The 19751-nt window shown below is 65.3% G+C and carries 20 protein-coding genes; 13 read left to right on the forward strand and 7 right to left on the reverse strand.

What is annotated here, in order from left to right; genetic code table 11:
* The first annotated feature begins 271 nt into the window (after positions 1-271).
* Positions 272-667, forward strand: a complete 396-nt coding sequence (locus E2I15_RS36525; protein WP_137476674.1) for a hypothetical protein — start codon at positions 272-274, stop codon at positions 665-667.
* A 140-nt stretch (positions 668-807) separates the two neighbouring features.
* On the opposite strand, the gene E2I15_RS36530 is transcribed toward E2I15_RS36525, so the two are convergent.
* The 4 genes from E2I15_RS36530 to E2I15_RS36545 form a co-directional block, all read right to left on the reverse strand.
* Positions 808-1245, reverse strand: coding sequence for a hypothetical protein (locus tag E2I15_RS36530; protein WP_137476675.1), 438 nt, complete (start codon positions 1243-1245; stop codon positions 808-810).
* The gene (locus E2I15_RS36535; RefSeq protein ID WP_155262764.1) at positions 1223-1381 is read right to left on the reverse strand and encodes a hypothetical protein; all 159 of its coding nucleotides are present in this window, start codon (positions 1379-1381) and stop codon (positions 1223-1225) included. Before E2I15_RS36535 ends, E2I15_RS36530 begins: the two co-directional genes overlap by 23 nt.
* A gap of 31 nt (positions 1382-1412) precedes the next feature.
* Positions 1413-1784 carry an ElaB/YgaM/YqjD family protein gene (locus E2I15_RS36540; RefSeq protein ID WP_016842979.1) on the reverse strand — a complete coding sequence of 124 codons (372 nt, stop codon included), beginning with the start codon at positions 1782-1784 and terminating at the stop codon, positions 1413-1415.
* Positions 1785-1861: 77 nt separating this feature from the next.
* A complete protein-coding gene (locus tag E2I15_RS36545) occupies positions 1862-2974 on the reverse strand; it encodes an AI-2E family transporter (protein ID WP_137476676.1) in 1113 nt (370 codons plus the stop codon).
* Positions 2975-3201: 227 nt separating this feature from the next.
* Here E2I15_RS36545 and E2I15_RS36550 point away from each other — a divergent pair, with 227 nt between their 5' ends.
* From E2I15_RS36550 to E2I15_RS36560, 3 genes are all read left to right on the forward strand, one after another.
* Entirely contained in the window at positions 3202-4032 is an 831-nt protein-coding gene (locus tag E2I15_RS36550; RefSeq protein ID WP_170991391.1) for a L,D-transpeptidase, read from the forward strand.
* Positions 4033-4153: 121 nt separating this feature from the next.
* Positions 4154-4786, forward strand: a complete 633-nt coding sequence (locus tag E2I15_RS36555) for a DUF2865 domain-containing protein (protein ID WP_137476679.1) — start codon at positions 4154-4156, stop codon at positions 4784-4786.
* A gap of 112 nt (positions 4787-4898) precedes the next feature.
* A complete protein-coding gene (locus E2I15_RS36560; protein WP_016842974.1) occupies positions 4899-5054 on the forward strand; it encodes a Thivi_2564 family membrane protein in 156 nt (51 codons plus the stop codon).
* Positions 5055-5468: 414 nt separating this feature from the next.
* On the opposite strand, the gene E2I15_RS36565 is transcribed toward E2I15_RS36560, so the two are convergent.
* From E2I15_RS36565 to cysD, 3 genes are all read right to left on the reverse strand, one after another.
* Entirely contained in the window at positions 5469-7631 is a 2163-nt protein-coding gene (locus tag E2I15_RS36565; RefSeq protein WP_137476680.1) for a malate synthase G, read from the reverse strand.
* 146 nt (positions 7632-7777) lie between these two features.
* The gene (cysC, locus tag E2I15_RS36570) at positions 7778-9697 is read right to left on the reverse strand and encodes an adenylyl-sulfate kinase (protein WP_137476681.1); all 1920 of its coding nucleotides are present in this window, start codon (positions 9695-9697) and stop codon (positions 7778-7780) included.
* A 63-nt stretch (positions 9698-9760) separates the two neighbouring features.
* A complete protein-coding gene (cysD, locus tag E2I15_RS36575; protein WP_016845216.1) occupies positions 9761-10555 on the reverse strand; it encodes a sulfate adenylyltransferase subunit CysD in 795 nt (264 codons plus the stop codon).
* A 247-nt stretch (positions 10556-10802) separates the two neighbouring features.
* On the opposite strand from cysD, the gene cysG reads away from it, so the two are divergent.
* From cysG to E2I15_RS36620, 9 genes are all read left to right on the forward strand, one after another.
* Complete coding sequence (gene cysG / locus E2I15_RS36580) at positions 10803-12254, forward strand: siroheme synthase CysG (RefSeq protein ID WP_137476682.1); 1452 nt, start codon at positions 10803-10805, stop codon at positions 12252-12254.
* Positions 12251-12568, forward strand: a complete 318-nt coding sequence (locus tag E2I15_RS36585; protein WP_028334721.1) for a DUF2849 domain-containing protein — start codon at positions 12251-12253, stop codon at positions 12566-12568. Before cysG ends, E2I15_RS36585 begins: the two co-directional genes overlap by 4 nt.
* A 12-nt stretch (positions 12569-12580) precedes the next feature.
* A complete protein-coding gene (locus E2I15_RS36590) occupies positions 12581-14236 on the forward strand; it encodes a nitrite/sulfite reductase (protein ID WP_137476683.1) in 1656 nt (551 codons plus the stop codon).
* Complete coding sequence (locus E2I15_RS36595; protein WP_028334723.1) at positions 14223-14738, forward strand: DUF934 domain-containing protein; 516 nt, start codon at positions 14223-14225, stop codon at positions 14736-14738. Before E2I15_RS36590 ends, E2I15_RS36595 begins: the two co-directional genes overlap by 14 nt.
* Positions 14739-14761: 23 nt before the next feature.
* Positions 14762-15463, forward strand: a complete 702-nt coding sequence (locus E2I15_RS36600) for a phosphoadenylyl-sulfate reductase (RefSeq protein WP_422109811.1) — start codon at positions 14762-14764, stop codon at positions 15461-15463.
* A gap of 204 nt (positions 15464-15667) precedes the next feature.
* Positions 15668-16657 (forward strand): sulfate ABC transporter substrate-binding protein, encoded by a 990-nt coding sequence (locus E2I15_RS36605; protein WP_170991392.1) that lies wholly within the window; start codon positions 15668-15670, stop codon positions 16655-16657.
* 50 nt (positions 16658-16707) lie between these two features.
* On the forward strand, positions 16708-17514 hold the full coding sequence (gene cysT, locus E2I15_RS36610) for a sulfate ABC transporter permease subunit CysT (protein WP_028342242.1): 807 nt from the start codon (positions 16708-16710) through the stop codon (positions 17512-17514).
* Between the two features lie 9 nt (positions 17515-17523).
* Positions 17524-18486, forward strand: a complete 963-nt coding sequence (gene cysW, locus E2I15_RS36615; protein WP_422109808.1) for a sulfate ABC transporter permease subunit CysW — start codon at positions 17524-17526, stop codon at positions 18484-18486.
* Complete coding sequence (locus tag E2I15_RS36620; RefSeq protein WP_137476686.1) at positions 18476-19525, forward strand: sulfate/molybdate ABC transporter ATP-binding protein; 1050 nt, start codon at positions 18476-18478, stop codon at positions 19523-19525. The genes cysW and E2I15_RS36620 overlap by 11 nt, the downstream gene beginning before the upstream one ends.
* Positions 19526-19751: the final 226 nt, after the last annotated feature.

The raw sequence follows: 19751 nt of genomic DNA on the forward strand, positions 1-19751 counted from the left end.
GCTGACATATGTTCGCGGCATCCCAGAAAAAGAGCAGGGCGCGACCGGCATCACCACGGTCGCGCCCTACGTCGCCGGTCAATGGGGCAGGGGGAATAACCGGCTCTTCCAAAGACTCGCAGACCCCCTGAGTCGTTCCGGGCAAGTGAAAATATTTTCGTACACGGTTAAGTGATGGCTGGACGCGAGAACCCCGCGGGTTTCGTTCGCGTTGTGTCCGGGATCGCCAAGGGATCGTCGAGCGAATTTCCATGGGGCGAGGGACATCACCATGTCAAAGATTCAGATGGGAATTTTCGCTGCGCTGGCGGCTGGGCTAACGCTTGGCGCCGTCCAGCTGGCATCTGGCCACGATCTCATCGGCGGCCAGCAGGTCACCACCGCATTGGCGCCGGAGAGCGCCGTCAATCGCGCCGCCAAGACCGACCGTGCCACGGCTCAAGTCACCGGCCTGCCGAGCCGGACTGTTGCGCTGAAGGTCGAGCGGCTTCCCGATACGTCGGTGCTGGTTCGCGTCCCCATGGCCAGGGAAGAGGCGCGCCATCGCCCCGCAGCAGCGCCGGCTCGGGCCCGGCCCGGCGACACCCGCAAGGTGGCCTGCGAGCCCGTGGTCAGCGTGCTGACCGAAGTGGCCAAGCTGCTGCAGCCCGGCCGCTGCGTGACCTGAGACCCCTTGCACGATGTCATCGCCCGCTTGACCGGGCGATCCAGTATTCCAGAGACAGTTGTTGTTGGTTGATAGGCCGCGGCGTACTGGATCGCCGGGTCCAGCCGGGCGATGACAGCAGTGCGTGGTGATGGTCGGTCCTATTCCTCCTCGTCCGCCTCGCTGCTGCTGGCGCTGCGGCTTGCCATCAGGCCGAGCGCGAGGCCGCCCACCGCCAGGAGCGGGATCAGCCGCTTCGCGCCGATGGCCCGCACGATCTGCAGGCCGGTCGCGACCACCACCGGATCGGCGAACACATTGGCCGCAGCGGCCTTTGCCGCCTTCTCGGCGCGGCGGCGCATTTCGCGCTTGCGCACGACGTAGACGCTGGCGACGATCAACGTAACGACAAGAAACAGCGCGGCGCCGGCGAGGCACGCTTCGACCGGCCCGTAATGCTGCAGCACGTAGACGAAGGCGGCCGCGCACAGAAAGGCGATGGTGATGAACAGCGCGATCGCGGCGGCCGCGGCCAGCGACGTCAGCCGCAGCGCGTTGCCGGTGGAATCCTTGACGTCATTGATCAGCCGCTGAAGCATCGACCAGCCCTGCCTTGATTCTAGCCTTGAATCTTGCGTTGAATCTTGCCCTGAAGAGCGCATCGACAAACGCGGCGGCGGCGCGCCAGCGCCGCCATCGCATCCAGAACGGTGGTTTTCGCATGATCGCCACCATGGGCCTCATCCCCCCGGAGACCGCAATTTGCCTAGCGGCGCCAGGTGACGCCGATCAGGAAGCCGAGACCGAGCGCAAGGCCGACCGTCGCCAGCGGCCGCTGCGTGATCATATCTTCCAGCGATTCCTCGATCGAGGATGCGGCATCCTGCGCCGCGCCCATCATCGCGCTGCCGCGCTCCGACATGTCGTCGAGCGTATCTTCCGCACTTGCGCGCGCATCCTTGTAGCGGCGGCGGGCCTGCTTGCCCGCGTTGTTGGCAAACGAGTTCAGCGCGTCGGTGATCTGTTCGGTGAGGGCGGCGATATCGTTTTTCACGGCGGTGACATCCTTTTCAAGGCGTTCGTAGGTCGCTTTGTCCGTCATGTTCTTGATCCCAAATGCGCTGTCCGTGCTCGACATCGAAAAGCTCCCGGAGAACTTGCGTGCTGGAACAAAAACGCGCCGCGCTGTGCATGGTTCCCGATACGAAACCAAGGCTAGTCTTCCGGCAGCTGCGGCGAATTGACCGGCATCAAATGCTCCTTGACGATCAGCGCCACGATCAAGAGCGGCGACGACAGGAAGGCGCCCATCGGACCCCACAGCCAGGTCCAGAACGCCAGCGCCAGAAAGACCGCGAGCGCGTTCAGCGACAGCCTGCGGCCGACGATCGTCGGCGTCACGAAATGTCCTTCCAGGAAGGTCACGACCGCGAAACATGCCGGCGCGATCAGCCCGGCGCCGATGGTCGGAGCGGAGATGATGCCGACCGCGACCAGCACGACGAACATTGCGACCGGCCCGATGATCGGAACGAAGTTCAGCGTCGCGGCGAGCGCACCGAGCCCGGCCGGATTTGGCATGCCCGTTGCCGCGCAGATCGCGCCGGTGACGATGCCGACGCCGACATTGATCATGGTCACCGTCAACAGATAATTGCCGAGATGGGTCTCGACCTCGTTGAGGATGCGCAGCGTACGCAGCCGCGCCGTGCGTTCGCTGAAGGCCATCACCAGTGCGCGGCGCAGGTCCTTCCAGCTTGCGATGAACAGGATCAGGGTCGCGATGAACAGCAGGAATTCGGCGAAGGTCGGCGACAGGAATTCCAGCGTCGGCTGCACCCACTCGAATTTCGGCAGCTGGAGCGTGGCCAGCGTATCGGAGCCGCCGACCATGGTCTGCAATTCCTGCCACAGCGCGAGCGGCCGGTCGAACACATGCAGCTTCTCCTTCAGGATCGCGCCGAGCTCGGGCAGCCGCGTGCTCCACTCCATCACCGGCGAGGCGATCAGCCCGACCATGAAGCTGACGGCGGCGCCGACCGCGATCACGATGACGACCGCGCCGAGCGCGCGCGGGATCCGATAGCGTTCGAGCATGCTCGCCGCCGGCGACAGCATGGTGCCGACGATGAAAGCCATGGTGATCGGGAGGAAGAAGGCGCGTGCGAAATAGAGCACCGCCACAACGACAATGACCAGCAGGGCGATCAATGCGAAGGCGACGGCCTCGGCGCGGCTGACAACCGGCGGCAGTTCGATTTTGCTGTCGGGGACGGGCGTGCCTTCGGGCGCATTGCCAAGCAGGTCTTCACTCGGAAAGGCGCGCACCGAACTCCTCCCGCGTGAGGACGAACAAACCCGTCGCGTGGTCGCCCCGCGCGCCGAATTGCGCGATGACAACTGATCGCTGCGGAAAAAGTTCCATCGCGGCTTCGTGAGACGTGACGGGTTGACAATCGCGGTCTCGCGACGATTCGCGGCGGAACTGACTCGCGGCCATGCGCGTTGGCCCGGCATCGCATCACCACGATGCGCATCCCGTCCAGGGGCAGCACATGACACAGCAGTCTGTTTCCAGCCGCCGGCTTGCGTCGCGCGCCGCGCGCACCCTTGCCCACACTCTTGCCATCGGCAGCGTCCTGTTGGTGACGCCGCTTGTCGTCAGCACGTCGGCCAGCGCCCAGGTCCGCTCTTCCGCGCTCGGCTATGCGTCGACGCAACCGGGCGCATTTCCCGCCGACGAGGTGATGAACGACCCTTCGAGTGGGGTCGGCGAGGACGGCGCGCTGCCGGAGCGGCTGCGCCGGACCACCGTCGCCCTCAACACGACTGAGGCGCCCGGCACCATCATCATCGATACCGGCAACACCGCACTTTATTACGTGCTCGGCGGCGGCCGGGCGATCCGCTACGGCGTCGGCGTCGGCCGCGAAGGCTTCACCTGGGCCGGCGTGCAAAGCATCAGCCGCAAGGCGGAATGGCCGGACTGGCATCCGCCGGCCGAGATGATCAGGCGCCAGCCCTATCTGCCGCGCTTCATGGCCGGTGGCCCGGGCAACCCGCTGGGTGCGCGCGCGATGTATCTCGGCTCCAGTGAATACCGCATCCACGGCACCAACGATCCGTCGACGATCGGCAAGTTCGTCTCGTCCGGCTGCATCCGCCTGACCAATGAAGACGTTTCCGACCTGTTCAGCCGGGTCGATGTCGGCACCAGGGTCGTGGTGCTGCCGAAGAACGCGCCGCACCTCGCTGCGCGCGAGATCGGCCCGACCACGACGCAGATTTCGGTCCGCCCGGCCGCGGCGCGGCCGCGCCCCGCAGCGATGACGCTGCCTTCCGGGCGTCAGGCGATGAACATCCCGACGGCTTCCTCGTTGTACTGAGCATGATCCGGAAAAGTGCGAGGCGGTTTTTCGAAAAGATCATGCACGAACAACAAGCTGAAGCGCGACGATGATCCAATCTCGTCGTGCTTCAGGGATCGGCATTGTACCGGGGTCGGTGATGGTGAGACGGCACGTGAGGCGCTGGGCGTTCGGGACGGCGGCATTGCTCGGCCTGTCCCTTGCGCCTGCGGCGCAAGCTCAGGATTTCTTCTCGCAACTGTTCGGCGGCTTCATGCATGGCCGCCCGCCGGTGATCCGGATGCCGTTCGACGACGGCCCGGCGCCGATGGCGCCGCGGATCGAGCGCCGTCCGCGCTATGACGTCGGCCAGGCCTATTGCGTGCGGACCTGCGACGGCCGCTATTTCCCGCTTGCGGCGACCGGCAACCAGAGCAAGGCGGAAAGCTGCAACAGCTTCTGCCCGGCGAGCGCGACCGAAGTGGTCTATGGCGGCAGTATCGACAACGCCGCGACGGAAGACGGCAAGCCGTATTCCGAGCTGCCGAACGCGTTCCGCTATCGCGACGAGATGGTCTCGGGCTGCACCTGCAACGGCAAGGACTCGGTCGGCTTGGCGGCGATCAAGATTGAAGACGACCCAACCTTGCGCAAGGGCGACATCGTCGCCGGCAAGGATGGTCTGATGTCGGTGAGCCGTCCGGACCGGCGCGGTGCGCAGCTCAACTTCACGCCGGCGCCGGATCGCATCCGCGCCAAATATGGCCGGCCGGCGGTGGTGGCACGCGAGTAGCGTCGATCACACGCGGCCGGCCGCTTTCGGTTCCCGGCGCGGAACCGGCCCGCCTCCTGCACGTTAGCAACGGACGAACAGCACATTCACCGATGCCATCAGGGGGCTCTCCATGCTCGTCGGCGTACTCGTCACCTTCCTTGTCGTTATTCTCGTTCTCTATCTCATCAACATGCTGCCGCTCGACGGCCGCGCCAAGCAGATTGCACGCGCCGTCGTCATCATCATCGGCATCGTCTCGCTGCTGAAATATTTGGCGGTGTTCTAGCTTCGTCGCTTCGCTCCTCGCACTGACGTGGATACACCGCTGTCATCGCCCGGCCTGTGCGCAATTGCGCACATGGACCGGGCGATCCAGTACGCCGCGGCCTCTCGGCTCAAGCTCTGCGGCCTCTGGAATACTGGATCACCCGCATGCGCGGCACCGAGCAAGCTGCGCAATCACCTCGTCATCCCAAGAGCCGCCAATGGCGGGGCGTCTCGAAGGATGGCCACAAGGCCGCACAATTTCGGAATAGTAGAATAATACCGCAAATGTCAAGTTGCCATGTCCGCCGGCTCCTTTGCATGGGGTTGTTTTCGATATTTTGGCAGTGCGCCCTGCGACGGCGGGCTCGCGGTGCCAACAAAAAAGCCCCGGCTCGCACCGGGGCTTTGCTTAGTCGTTGCGATCGCTTGCGGATCAGCCCGGGGCCTTGGCCTCGCGGCGGCGCGCGGTGAGGATGTATTCGGTATAGCCGTTCGGTTGCGTGCGGCCCTCGAAGATCAGGTCGCAGGCCGCCTTGAAGGCAACGCCATCAAATGAAGGCGCCATCGGCTTGTAGAGGGCATCGCCGGCGTTCTGCTTGTCGACGACGACGGCCATGCGCTTCAGCGACTCCATCACCTGGTCCCTGGTGATGACGCCCTGATGCAGCCAGTTCGCGAGGTGCTGGCTCGAGATACGGAGCGTGGCGCGGTCCTCCATCAGGCCGACATCGTGGATGTCGGGGACCTTGGAGCAGCCGACGCCCTGGTCGATCCAGCGCACGACGTAGCCGAGGATGCCCTGGCAGTTGTTGTCGATCTCCTGCTTCACATCGTCGGGCGCCCAGTTCGACTGCGACACCGGAATGGTGAGGATGTCGGAGAGCTTTGCGCGCGGGCCGCCCTTGGCGAGCTCCTGCTGCCGGGCGATCACGTTGACCTGGTGATAGTGCAGCGCATGCAGCGTGGCCGCGGTCGGCGACGGCACCCAGGCGGTGGTGGCGCCGGCCTGCGGATGGCCGATCTTCTGCGCCAGCATGTCGGCCATCTTGTCGGGGGCGGCCCACATGCCCTTGCCGATCTGGGCATGGCCGGGCAGGCCGTCGATCAGGCCGTTGTCGACGTTCCAGTCTTCATAGGCCTTGATCCAAGGCTGCGCCTTCATGTCGTTCTTGCGGATCATCGGACCCGCTTCCATCGAGGTGTGGATCTCGTCGCCGGTACGGTCGAGGAAGCCGGTGTTGATGAACATGATGCGCTTGGAGGCGCGCTGGATGCAGGCCTTGAGGTTGACCGTGGTGCGGCGCTCCTCGTCCATGATGCCGACCTTCAGCGTGTTCTCCGGCAGGCCGAGCATCTTCTCGACCTCGGCGAACAGGTCGCAGGTCAGCGTCACCTCGTCGGGGCCGTGCATCTTCGGCTTGACGATATAGGCCGAGCCGGTGCGGCTGTTCTTGACCTTGGAATTGCCCTTGAGGTCGTGGATCGCGAGCAGGCCGGCGACCGCGGCATCCAGGATGCCTTCCGGGATCTCCTCACCCTTGGCGTCGAGCACGGCGTCGGTGAACATGTGGTGGCCGACGTTGCGCATCAGGAGCAGGCTGCGGCCGTGCAGCTTCAGCTCGCTGCCGTCGGGCTTCTTGTAGACGCGGTCGGCATTGAGCGAGCGGGTCAGCGTCTTGCCGCCCTTCTCGAAATCGGCCGACAGCGTGCCGTTCATCAGGCCGAGCGTGTTGCGATAGACCAGCACCTTGTCCTCGGCGTCGACGGCCGCGACCGAGTCTTCCATGTCGAGAATGGTGGAGACCGCCGATTCCAGGATCATGTCGGCGACGCCGGCCGGGTCATCCTTGCCGATCACGTTGCTGCGGTCGATCTTGACCTCGACATGCATGCCGTTGTTGACGAGCAGGATCGCAGAAGGCTGGGCGGCGTCGCCCTGATAGCCGGCGAACTGGGCGGCGTTCTTCAGCGCGGTCGAATTGCCGCTCTTCAGCTTGACCGAGAGCTGGCCCGCGATCACGGCGTAGGAGGTGACGTCGGTGTGGCTTCCGGTCGCAAGCGGCACGGCGGCATCGAGGAACGCCTTCGCCTTGGCGATCACCTTGTCACCGCGGGCCTTGTTGTAGCCACGGCCAGCCTCGCTCGGATCGTGCGGGATCGCGTCGGTGCCGTAGAACGCGTCGTACAGCGAACCCCAGCGCGCGTTGGCGGCGTTCAGCGCGTAGCGAGCGTTGGTGAGCGGCACCACCAGCTGCGGGCCGCAGATCTTGCCGATTTCCTCGTCGACATTTGCGGTCTCGACCTTGTGGGTCGCGGGCTCGGGCAGCAGGTAGCCGATGTCCTTGAGGAACGCGGTGTAGGCGTTGATGTCGAACGCCTTGCCCTTGTTGGCGCGATGCCAGTCGTCGATCTTGGCCTGCAGCGCGTCGCGGACCGCGAGCAGCTCGCGGTTCTTCGGTCCGAGCTTCTGGATGATGGCGGCTAGTCCTGCCCAGAACGCGTCGGGCGCGATCCCGGTTTTCGGCGTCGCCTCCTTAGCGATGAAATCGAACAGGACAGGGGCGATCTTCAATCCATGGGCATCGACACGAGTCATGATGGGCTTTCTCAAAGAAATGGGGCGTTTAGGGGCTGTTTTCAGAAGAAATCAGCAAAAAACGCGCCAAAGGGCCGCGTTCACGGCCCTTTTAGCCCTAAAGCCACGGCTCTGAGAAGGCCCCCCAGAGGAGGAGGCCATGCCGCCTAGATATTCGCCGCGAGGTCGGTCAGTTCGTCGAACAGGATGCCGGTCGCGGCCAGCATCCGCTCGATCTCGTCGGTGGCATCGCTGACCGAGCGGTTCGAGGTGTCGATGGTCAGTTCATTGCCGGTCGGCGGCTGGTAGTCATTGGTGATGCCGGTGAAAGACGGCAATCCGCCGGAGCGGGCCTTGGCGTAATGGCCCTTGGGGTCGCGGGTCTCGCAGACCTCGGCCGGCGTCGCGACATATATCTCGCGGAACGCGCTGTCGGCGATACGGCGAGCTGCCGCACGGTCGGCGGCCGATGGCGAGACCGCGGCGACGATGGCGATATGGCCGTTGCGCGCCAGATGGGTCGCGACTTCGGCGAGGCGGCGGATGTTTTCAGCGCGGTCCTGCGGCGAGAAGCCGAGATCGCCGTTCAGCCCGGCACGCAGCGTGTCGCCATCGAGCAGGATCGGCGAGCCGCCATTGCCGAACAGGCGTCGCTCCAGCGCCCGCGCCAGGGTCGACTTGCCCGAGCCGGGCAGGCCGGTCAGCCAGATCACCGCGCCGTTGTGGTGGTAGCGCGCCGAGCGCTCGTCCGGCCGCAGCGCGGACCCCACCGGCACGATATCGACCGGCACCGCGGGCCGGCCGGCGTCGACCGACAGCACGAGGCCGCCGCCGGCGATACGGCCGTTGACCTCGATGACGAGGCGGCCGGTGCGCGGATTGTCGGTGTAGGGATCGGTAGCAACCGGCTGCGCCAGCGAGATGTCGATCTCGCCGACATGGTTGCGCGCGATCGCGGTGTTCTCCTCGTTGGACAGCGCGCCGGGATCGACCGCCTTTTCGATCGCGACCACGGTGGCGCGGCTTTCCTTGGTGCCGAGCCGGATCAGGATCTGCTCGCCCTTGGTCAGCGGCTTGTCGTGCAGCCAGAAGATCCGGGCGCGGATGCGGCGCGTGTCGCGCGGGCTCTGCCCGGAATGTCCGATGATGTCGCCGCGCTCGAGGAACAGCTCGCGGTCGAGCGTGATGCCGACCGAGCGCCCGGCGCCCTGCGGCGTGCCCACCGGCGTCACCGGCCAGCTCTCGACGGTCTTGACCTGCGCGATCTTGCCGGTCGGCATGATCACGATCTCGTCGCCGGCCTTCAGGCTGCCGGACTCGATGCGGCCTGCCACGATGCGGCGGTCGTCGAACTTGTAGATCGCCTGCACCGGCAGCCGCAGCGGCAGCTCGGCCAGCGGGCGTGCCGGCTCGAGCGCATCGAGCGCCTCGACCACGGTCGGTCCCTGGTACCAGTCGATCCGAGCCGTGCGCTCGGCGACGCCGTCGCCGTCGCGCGCCGAGATCGGGATCACCGCCGTGGGCGTCACGCCGAGGCCGATCAGATGCGCGGAAATCTCGTCGCTGATCTCCTTGAAGCGGTCGGCACTGAACTCGACGCGGTCCATCTTGTTGACCACGACCGCGACCTGCTTCACGCCGAGCAGATGCAGGAGATAGCCGTGCCGCCTGGTCTGGTCGCGCACGCCTTCGAGCGCATCGATGATCAGCACCGCGCCGTCGGCCTGCGAGGCGCCGGTGATCATGTTGCGCAAGAACTCTGCGTGACCGGGCGCGTCGATCAGCACGACGTCGCGCGAACGGGTGCGGAACCGGATCTGCGTGGTGTCGATGGTGATGCCCTGGTCGCGCTCGGTCTGCAGCGCATCGAGCAGGAACGACCACTCGAACGGCATGCCGCGCCGCGCGCTCACCGCCTTCAGCATTTCCAGCTTGCCGTCCGGCAGGCTGCCGGTCTCATGCAGCAGGCGCCCGACCAGCGTCGACTTGCCGTGATCGACATGGCCGACGATGACGATGCGCACCTGCGGCCGCGTCGTGCCGTTGGGCGTTGCCGAGATCGAGGCGGTGGGAAGGATCATGTTCATCGGAACGCTCGCACGAAGTGGGAAGCCAAGTTGCTTGGAGTCAGGTGTTGCTTCGAGTGTCGATCAGAGATAGCCGGCGACGCGCAGCCGCTCGAACGCATCCTCGGTCTCGTGGTCGAGCGCGCGGCCGGCGCGCTCCGGGACCTTGGTGCCGTCGAGCTCGGTGAGGATCTCGTCGATGTTGGCGGCGGTGGAGGCGACCGGGAAGGTGATGTCGGCATCGCCCAGCGAGCGGTAGCGCTTGCCGTCCTTGGCGAGATAGAGCGGGATGATCGGAATGCCTTCGCGCTTGGTGTAGGCCCAGATGTCGGCCTCGGTCCAATGCAGGATCGGATGGATGCGCAAATGCGCGCCCTGCGGCGGCGAGGCGTTGAACTGGTCCCAGAACTCCGGCGGCTGGTCGCGGACGTCCCATTCGCCCTCGAGGCCGCGCGGCGAGAACACACGCTCCTTGGCGCGCGTCGCCTCTTCGTCGCGGCGGATGCCGGCGATCAATCCGTCAAAGCCGAATTTGTTGAGCGCGAGCTTCAGCCCCTCGGTCTTGCGCGCGGCGGAGCGCGCGGCCGGCGGCAAAGTCGGGTCGACGCTGTCGATCGGCGGGCAGGGCTCAACGCGCAGGTCGAGGTCCCATTCCTTTCCGAAGCGATCGCGGAACGCGTACATCTCCGGAAATTTCTTGCCGGTGTCGACATGCAGCGCGGGGAACGGGACGCGGCCGAAGAACGCCTTGCGCGCCAGCCAGATCATCACGTTGGAATCCTTGCCGAGCGACCACAGCAGCGCGAGCTTCTTCAGCCGGGCGAACGCCTCGCGCAAAATGTAGATGCTCTGGGCCTCCAGCTCGTCGAGATGATCCATCGACGGAGAGTCCTGATTGGCAGGAATCCCCGGCACGGAAGATGCATTGCTAAGGGCTGCGGACCGCGTCCTGGCGGCGACGGATTCGTTGTCGAGAAGATGCATCTCTTGGCCTTGGCCTGTGGAGTTGAAAATTCTAAAGTTGCGCTGCAATAGAGAAGAAATAATTTTCTCTTTGCTGGGCTTGATCGAGAGATAAATAGAAAATAATTTCAGTCAACCCCCAAATTGGGGAAGCGAGCGTCTGATGCGATATCTGCCGGTGTTTCTGGATCTGCAAAGCGGCAAGGTGCTGCTCGTTGGAGCGGGCGACCTCGCGCGCGCCAAGCTGCGGCTGCTTGCAGCCGCCGGCGCCGCAGTGCGCTGGTACGCGACCGACGGCGACCATGACATTGCCGGTCTCACGGCGGAGGACGCCGCGCGGATCGAGCGCGCCGAAGGCGATCCGCTCACCGCCGATCTCTCCGATGTCATCGCCGTCCTCTGTGCCGGCGCAGGCGAGATCGGTGTTGCGATGTCGGTGCGCGCCAAAGCGATCGGCCTGCCGGTCAACGTGATGGACGACCTCGTACACTCCACCTTCATCATGCCGGCGATCGTCGATCGCGGCGATGTCGTGGTCGCGGTCGGCACCGGCGGCACGTCGCCGGTGGTGGCGCGCCGCATCCGCGAGAAGATCGAGGCGGTGCTGCCGGCGCGGATCGGCGATCTCGCCGGCTTCATCGGCGGCGTCCGCAAATCGATCCACGCCCGCATCGAAGAGTTTCCGCTGCGCCGCCGCTTCTGGGAGCGCATCGTCGACGGCCCGATCGCTGCGCTGGTGCTGGCCGGCCGCAAGGACGAGGCCGAGCAGGCGCTGCACGCGATCTCCGATCCCGCCGCATTCGCCGGCGCGAGCGCGGAAGGCAAAGCCATTGGTCACGTGACGCTGGTCGGCGCCGGTCCCGGCGATCCGGATCTGCTCACGGTGAAAGCGTTGCGCGCGCTGCAGGATGCCGACGTCGTGTTCTATGATGAATTGGTGTCGCCTGAAATTCTCGACCGCATCCGGCGCGATGCCACGCGGATCCCGGTCGGCCGCCGCGTCGGCAAGCCCGGCATCGGCCAGGACGCCATCAACGCATTGATGATCGAGGCCGCGCAGTCGGGCCAGCGCGCGGTGCGGCTGAAGGGCGGCGATCCCTTTATCTTTGGCCGCGGCGGCGAGGAAATCGAGGCGCTGCGCGACGCCGGCGTCGCTTACTCCATCATTCCGGGCGTCTCCGCCGGTCTGGGCGCGGCCGCGCAGTTCGAGGTGCCGCTGACCTTCAGGCACGAGGCGCTGCGCATCACCTTCCTCACCGCGCACAAGGCGCGCGATGCCGAGGTCGTCGACTGGTCGGTGCTGACAGACAAGAAGATGACCGTCGTCGTCTATATGGGCATGACCGCGGCGCCCTCGATCCGCGAAGGCATGCTTGCCGCGGGCCGCTCGCCGGAGACGCCGGTCGGCGTGTTCGCGCGCGTCACGCGGCCGGATGCCAAGGCCGCGGTCGGCACGCTGGCGCGGCTGCCCGAGCTCGTCAAACAGGTCGATGGCGGTCCCGCCATTCTCATCATCGGCGACGTGGTCGCGCATTCCGCGCCGTGGAGCCGGTCCAACGTCACCCAACTCTTCTCCAACCAGATGTTCTCCGAACTGCTGAAAGCTGCCGAATGACCTCTCCGCTTGAACAGAAGAAAATCAGGATCACGGGCCCCTCCGTGGTGACCGCCAACCGCACTTGGGATGGTGCCGTGGTGTATCGAACCGCCAAGCAAGGCTGGTCCACCGAACTGTCCGATTCTGCTGTCGTCAGCACCTCCGACGATGCGCGCGCATTGCTGGCCGAAGCCACCGCCGACGATGTCGGTGCGGTCGGCCCCTACATCGCGCCGGTCGAGCTCAAGGACGGCGGCAAGCTCAAGCCGGGCAATCTTCGCGAACACATCCGCGCCAAGGGCGTCACGATCGATCTCCAGGTGCCGGCGTAAGGCTCATCCATCATGTATGCATATGACGAACTCGACCGCACGCTGATCAACGAGCGTGTTTCGGAATTCCGCGACCAGGTGAAGCGCCGCCTTTCCGGCGAGCTCACCGAGGACGAATTCAAGATCCTGCGCTTGCAGAACGGCGTGTACCTGCAGCTGCACGCCTACATGTTCCGCGTCGCGATTCCCTACGGCACGCTGTCGTCGAAGCAGCTGCGCCGGCTCGCCCATGTGGCGCGCCGCTACGATCGCGGCTATGGCCACTTCACCACGCGGCAGAACATCCAGTTCAACTGGATCAAGCTCGCCGAGCTGCCCGACGCGCTGGCCGATCTCGCGGAAGTCGGCATCCATGCGATGCAGACCTCCGGCAACAACATGCGCAACGTCACGTCGGACCAGTGGGCCGGCGTCGCGCCCGGCGAGATCGAGGATCCGCGGATCTGGTCGGAGATCCTGCGCCAGCACACCACGCTGCATCCGGAATTCTCGTTCCTGCCGCGCAAGTTCAAGATCGCGATCACGGCCTCCGAGCACGATCGCGCCGCGATCAAGATCCATGACATCGGGTTGCGGCTGCACAAGAACGCCGACGGCGAGACCGGTTTCGAGGTGCTGGTCGGCGGCGGCCTCGGCCGCACGCCGTTCATCGCCAAGACCATCAAGCCGTTCGTGCACGGCCGCGACATCCTGAGCTATGTCGAGGCGATCCTGCGCGTCTACAACCAGTATGGCCGCCGCGACAACATCTACAAGGCGCGCATCAAGATCCTGGTGCACGAGCTCGGCATCGAGAAGTTCGCTAGGGAAGTCGAGGAGGAGTGGAAGGCGATGGGCGATGTCGGGCTGACGCTCGATCACGCCGCCATCGAGGAGGTCCGCTCGCGCTTCTCCTATCCGCCTTACGAGAAGCTGCCGCACATGCCGGACGAGTTGAAGCAGGCCGCGCATGATCCGCTGTTCGAGCGCTGGCGCAAGAACTCGGTCGCGCCGCACAAGGTGCAGGGCTATTCGATCGTGACGCTGTCGCTGAAGCCGGTCGGTGGCCCTCCGGGCGATGCCACCGCCGAGCAGATGGACGCGGTCGCCGATCTCGCCGACAAATATTCGTTCGGCGAGATCCGCGTCGGCCACGAGCAGAACCTGGCGCTGCCGCACGTCGCCAAGCGCGACCTGCCGCAGCTGTTCAAGGCACTCGACCGCCTCGGCCTCGCGACGCCGAACGTCAACCTCCTCACCGACATCATCGCGTGCCCCGGGCTGGATTACTGCTCGCTGGCGAACGCACGCTCGATCCCGATCGCGCAGGAGCTGACGCGGCGTTTCGCCAACCACGACACCGCCGACCTGATCGGGCGGCTGCACATCAACATCTCCGGCTGCATCAATGCCTGCGGCCATCACCATGTCGGCCACATCGGCATTCTCGGCGTCGAGAAGAACGGCGAGGAGTTCTACCAGATCACGATCGGCGGCCGCGCCGACGAGAACGCGCAGTTGGGAACGCTGATCGGCCCGGCCGTTCCCTATGCGGAAGTCGCCGACGTGATCGAAGACATTGTCGAAGCCTATCTCGCGCTGCGCGACCGTCCCGAGGAATTGTTCGTCGATACGGTGAAGCGTCTGGGCGTCGAGCCTATCAGGGAGCGGGTCTATGCCACTCGTTAAGCAGGGAAGAATCACCACCGATCTGTTCGTGCATGTCGCCGACGGCGCCGAGTTGCCGGGCGACGGCGCGGTCCTGGTGAGCGCCGAGCGCTTTCTCGCCGATCCGGAGGCGCTGCTGCGTCGTCCCGGCAAAACCGGCGTGATCTGGCCGAACAACCGCAATCTCGACGATCTCGTGCCGCATCTTGATCGGCTGGCCTCGGTCGCGCTGGTGTTTCCGACCTTCCGCGACGGTCGCGCCTACAGCCAGGCGCGCCTGCTGCGGGAGCGTTACGGCTATGACGGCGAGCTGCGCGCCACCGGCCAGATCCTGCGCGACCAGTTCGTGTTCATGACGCGCGCCGGCTTCGATGCCTTCGAGGTGAAGAAGGATGCCGACGCGGACGCGTTCGCCGCGACCATGAAGCGCTATTCGGTGTTCTACCAGCCGACCGGCGACGGCCGCGTCACCGCACTCAACCGCCGCATGCAGCTGCGTCACTCGGAGAGCGCCGGCCAGTGAGCACGCTTGCACCAGAGCTCGCAGTGGAGCCGACCGCATTGCCCGCGGCCGATGCGCTCGATCGTGCGCTGCGCACGGCCTCGCCAGCCGAGGTGATCGCAGCCGCGGTCAAGACGCTCGGCCGCGAGAAGGTGGCGCTGGTGTCGTCGTTCGGCACCGAGTCCGCCGCGCTGCTCAAGGTGATGGCGGATGTCGATCCGGCGATCCCGGTGGTGTTTCTCGATACCGGCTGGCTGTTCGAGGAGACGCTGGCTTATCGCGACACGCTGATCAAAACGCTCGGCCTCACCGACGTGCGCTCGATCAGGCCCGATGAGGAAGCGCTGTCGCGCCAGGATCCGGACCGCGAATTGTGGTTCACCGATCCCGACGCCTGCTGCCGCATCCGCAAAGTCGAGCCGCTGGCGCGCGCGCTGAAGCCGTTCGCCGGCTGGATCAACGGCCGCAAGCGTTTTCAGGGCGGTGCCCGTGCCGACATCCCGGTTGTCGAGGATGACGGCGTCAGGCTGAAATTCAATCCGTTCGCCAACGTCTCCCGCGAGGAGATCGAGGCGATCTACACGCTCGGCAAGCTGCCGCCGCATCCACTTGTCGCATCGGGATATCAGTCGGTCGGGTGTATGCCTTGCAGCAGCCGGTCCGCTGCCGGCGAAGATGCGCGCGACGGCCGCTGGCGCGGCCGGGCCAAGACGGAATGCGGCATCCATACGATGAAGATGTCATAGGGCATGGAGCGGGGCGCTCGATCGCGATGACGGTTCATCGTGATTTGGCGACGCGACAAAGCCTTCGCAGTGCGGCGACTTCGTAGCACAAGCGCGCTGCGCCGCCGAAAACAAAGAAAACCGGTTTCGTTGACTTAAGACCACTTCGCCGTGAGTTATGTCTTGCGTGTTCCCTGACATTTCTCAGGTTGAATGGAGACAGAAATGATCCGTCGTATCCTGCCGCTGGTCGCGGGACTGTTGTGGGCGAGCTCGGCCTTTGCGGCCGACTATTCGCTGCTGAACGTGTCGTACGATCCGACGCGCGAGCTCTATGTCGATTTCAACAAGGCGTTCGCCGCGGCCTATCAGAAGGAAACCGGCAAGAGCGTCGAGATCAAGCAGTCGCATGGTGGCTCGGGCTCGCAGGCGCGCTCGGTGATCGACGGATTGCAGGCCGATGTCGTCACGCTGGCGCTTGCCTATGACATCGATGCGATCGCGGGCAAGGGCCTGATCGCGGCCGACTGGCAGAAGCGGCTGCCGCTCAATGCCTCGCCCTACACCTCGACCATCGTGTTCCTGGTGCGCAAGGGCAATCCCAAGGGCATCAAGGATTGGGACGATCTGATCAAGCCCGGTGTCAGCGTCATCACGCCGAACCCGAAGACCTCGGGCGGCGCGCGCTGGAATTATCTCGCCGCCTGGGGCTATGCTCAGAAGAAGTTCGGATCAGTCGACAAGGCGAAGAAGTTCGTCGCCGACCTCTATCAGAACGTCCCGGTGCTCGACACCGGCGCGCGCGGCTCGACCGTCACCTTCGTCGAGCGCGGCGTCGGCGACGTGCTGCTGGCGTGGGAGAACGAAGCCTTTCTGGCGCTTCGCGAATTCGGCCAGGACAAGTTCGAGATCGTGGCGCCGGCGCAATCGATCCTGGCCGAGCCGCCGGTGGCCGTCGTCGACAAGGTCGCCGACAAGAAAGGCACCCGCGGCGTCGTCGAAGCCTATCTGAAGTACTGGTACACCAAGGAGGGCCAGGAGATCGCCGCGCGCAACTCCTACCGGCCGCGCGATCCCGAGATCGCCAAGGAGTACGAAAAATCCTTCGCCAAGGTTGAACTTTTCACCATCGACGACGTTTTCGGTGGTTGGACCAAGGCGCAGAAGGAGCACTTCGCCGAGGGTGGCATCTTCGATCAGATTTACAAGAACTGATCGGATTATCAGGGGGATATGTGAGCACAGCGGTTGCACGGCGCAGTACCCTGCCGGGGTTCGGTCTCACCATGGGACTGACCCTGACATGGCTCTCCGTTATCATCCTGATTCCGCTGGCCGCGCTGTTCCTCAAGACGTTCGAGCTCAGCCTCGACCAGTTCTGGGGCATCATCACCAGCCGCCGCACCCTGAACGCCCTGAAGATTTCGTTTGGGCTTTCGTTTGCGGCCGCCTGCGTCAACCTGGTGATGGGCACCATCATCGTCTGGGCGCTGGTGCGCTACCGTTTTCCGGGCCGGCGGCTGTTCGACGCCATCGTCGATATTCCCTTTGCCTTGCCGACGGCGGTCGCCGGCGTCGCGCTGACGCAGCTGTTCGCCCAGAAGGGCTGGCTCGGCGCGCCGCTCGCCGAGCTCGGCATCAAGGTCGCATTCACGCCGATCGGCATCTTCATCGCGATGATCTTCATCGGCATTCCGTTCGTGGTGCGTACGGTGCAGCCGGTGCTGATCGATCTCGATCCCGAGATCGAGGAGGCGGCGGCGAGCCTGGGCGCCAATCGGTGGCACACGGTGTTTCGCGTCATCCTGCCGAGTTTGATTCCGGCGCTGCTCACCGGCTTCGCGCTGGCCTTCGCCCGCGCCATCGGTGAATACGGCTCGGTGATCTTCATCGCGGGCAATCTGCCCAATGTCTCCGAGATCGCGCCGCTGTTGATCGTGATCCGGCTGTCCGAATTCCGCTATGCTGATGCCACCGCGATCGCGGTCGTGATGCTGGTGGCCTCGTTCCTGATCATCTTCCTGATCAACCGGCTGCAGCGCTGGGCGCAAGCCCGCATCCCCGTGCATTGAGGTCTCAAGATGTCGATGCAGACGGGATTGGTGACCTCGACCACGCAACTGCGGACTTACGCACCCGCGACCGATGTCAGCGTGGCGGCGCCGGCGCCGCGGCTCGAGATCGCGCGCGCGGAGCCGGGGACGGCGCAGCGCAATCTGCGCACCGAGCCCGGCCCGATCCGCTTCATCATCATCGCGCTGGCGATCGCCTTCCTTAGCATCTTCGTCGTGCTGCCGCTGGTCGTGGTGTTTGCGTCGGCCTTCTCGAAGGGGATCGGCGCGTATCTCGCGGCGCTGGCGGAGCCCGAGGCGCTCGCCGCCATCAAGCTGACGCTGCTGATTGCCGCGATCTCGGTCACGCTCAATCTCGTGTTCGGCGTGATCGCGGCCTGGGCGATCTCGAAGTTCGAGTTCACCGGCAAGACCTTCCTGATCACGTTGATCGACCTGCCGTTCTCGGTCTCGCCGGTGATTTCGGGCCTGGTCTTCGTGCTGCTGTTCGGCGCGCAGGGCTATTTCGGGCCGTGGCTGCAGGCCCACAACGTCCACATCCTGTTCGCGGTCCCCGGCATCGCGCTGGCGACGATCTTCGTCACTTTCCCCTTCGTGGCGCGCGCGCTGATCCCGCTGATGCAGGAGCAGGGCACCCAGGAAGAGGAGGCGGCGATCTCGCTCGGCGCCTCCGGCCTGCAGACCTTCTTCCGCGTCACGCTGCCCAACATCAAATGGGGCCTGCTGTACGGCGTCCTGCTCTGCAACGCGCGCGCGATGGGCGAGTTCGGCGCGGTGTCGGTCGTCTCCGGCCACATCCGCGGCGAGACCAACACGATGCCGCTCTTGGTCGAAATTCTCTATAACGAATACCAGTTCGTCGCCTCGTTCGCGATCGCGTCGCTGCTCGCGATGCTGGCGCTGATCACCCTGGTGGCGAAGACCGTTCTCGAGCGGCGGCTCGACGAGGCAGAGGTGCCCGATGGCGATTGACGTCAAGAATATCGTAAAGACGTTCGGCAGCTTTGCCGCGCTCGACAATGTCGATCTCAAGGTCGCCGACGGCGAGTTGCTGGCCCTGCTCGGTCCGTCGGGTTCCGGCAAGACGACGCTGCTGCGCATCATCGCGGGCCTGGACTGGCCTGACTCGGGCGAGGTCGCGATCGACGGCGAGAATGCGCTCTCGCGCGGCGCCAGCGAGCGCCAGGTCGGCTTCGTGTTCCAGCACTACGCGCTGTTCCGGCACATGACGGTATTCGAGAACGTCGCCTTCGGCCTGCGCGTGCAACCGCGCGCGATCCGCAAGGACGAGGCGACGATCCGCGCCCGCGTCAAGAACCTGCTCGACCTGGTGCAGCTCGATTGGCTGGCCAGCCGCTATCCCAGCCAATTGTCCGGCGGCCAACGCCAGCGCATCGCGCTGGCGCGCGCGCTCGCGATCGAGCCGCGGATCCTCCTGCTCGACGAGCCGTTCGGCGCGCTCGATGCCAAGGTGCGCAAGGAGCTCAGGCAATGGCTGCGCTCGCTGCACAACGAGATCCACGTCACCTCGATCTTCGTTACCCATGACCAGGAAGAAGCGCTCGAAGTCGCCAACCGCGTCGTGGTGATGGACAAGGGCAAGATCGAGCAGATCGGCTCGCCCGGCGAGGTCTATGACAATCCGGCGACCGCCTTCGTGCACGGCTTCATTGGCGAATCTATCGTGCTGCCGGTCGACGTCGCCGGCGATGCGGTGCGGCTGGACGGCCGTCCCCTGAACATTCCGGCGCTCGGCGCGGCATCGGGCGCGGCAAAACTGTTCGTCCGCCGCCACGACATGGCGGTCGGCCCGGCCGGAACGGGCGCCCTGGAAGGCGCCATCCGGCATGTCCGTTCGTTCGGCCCGATCCAGCGCGCCGAGGTGGCGCTGTCGGGGAGCGAGGGCAAGACCGTGATCGAGATCGACGCCCCCCGCGACCGAGAGCTCCAGGCCGGCGAAATCGTCTCCCTGCAGCCCCGCCGCTACCGGATCTTTGCCGCCCAGGAGTAGAGCCGTAGCCCCCTCGCTCCGCCGATGGGCTGTCCCGGATTGCGCTCCGCTGCCTCCGGGCTACCGGGCCAACGATCTCACCCGTCATTCCGGGGCGGTCCGCAGGACCGAACCCGGAATCTCGAGATTCCGGGTTCGATGCAACCGCAGCGCCCCGGAATGACGGCGTTTTGTGTGGCCAAAAGTTAGCCGCTGTTCACCATTCAGCCACGGTTGGTATGCAACA

The organism is Bradyrhizobium sp. BR2003, assembly GCF_009720285.1.
Taxonomy (GTDB): domain Bacteria; phylum Pseudomonadota; class Alphaproteobacteria; order Rhizobiales; family Xanthobacteraceae; genus Bradyrhizobium; species Bradyrhizobium elkanii.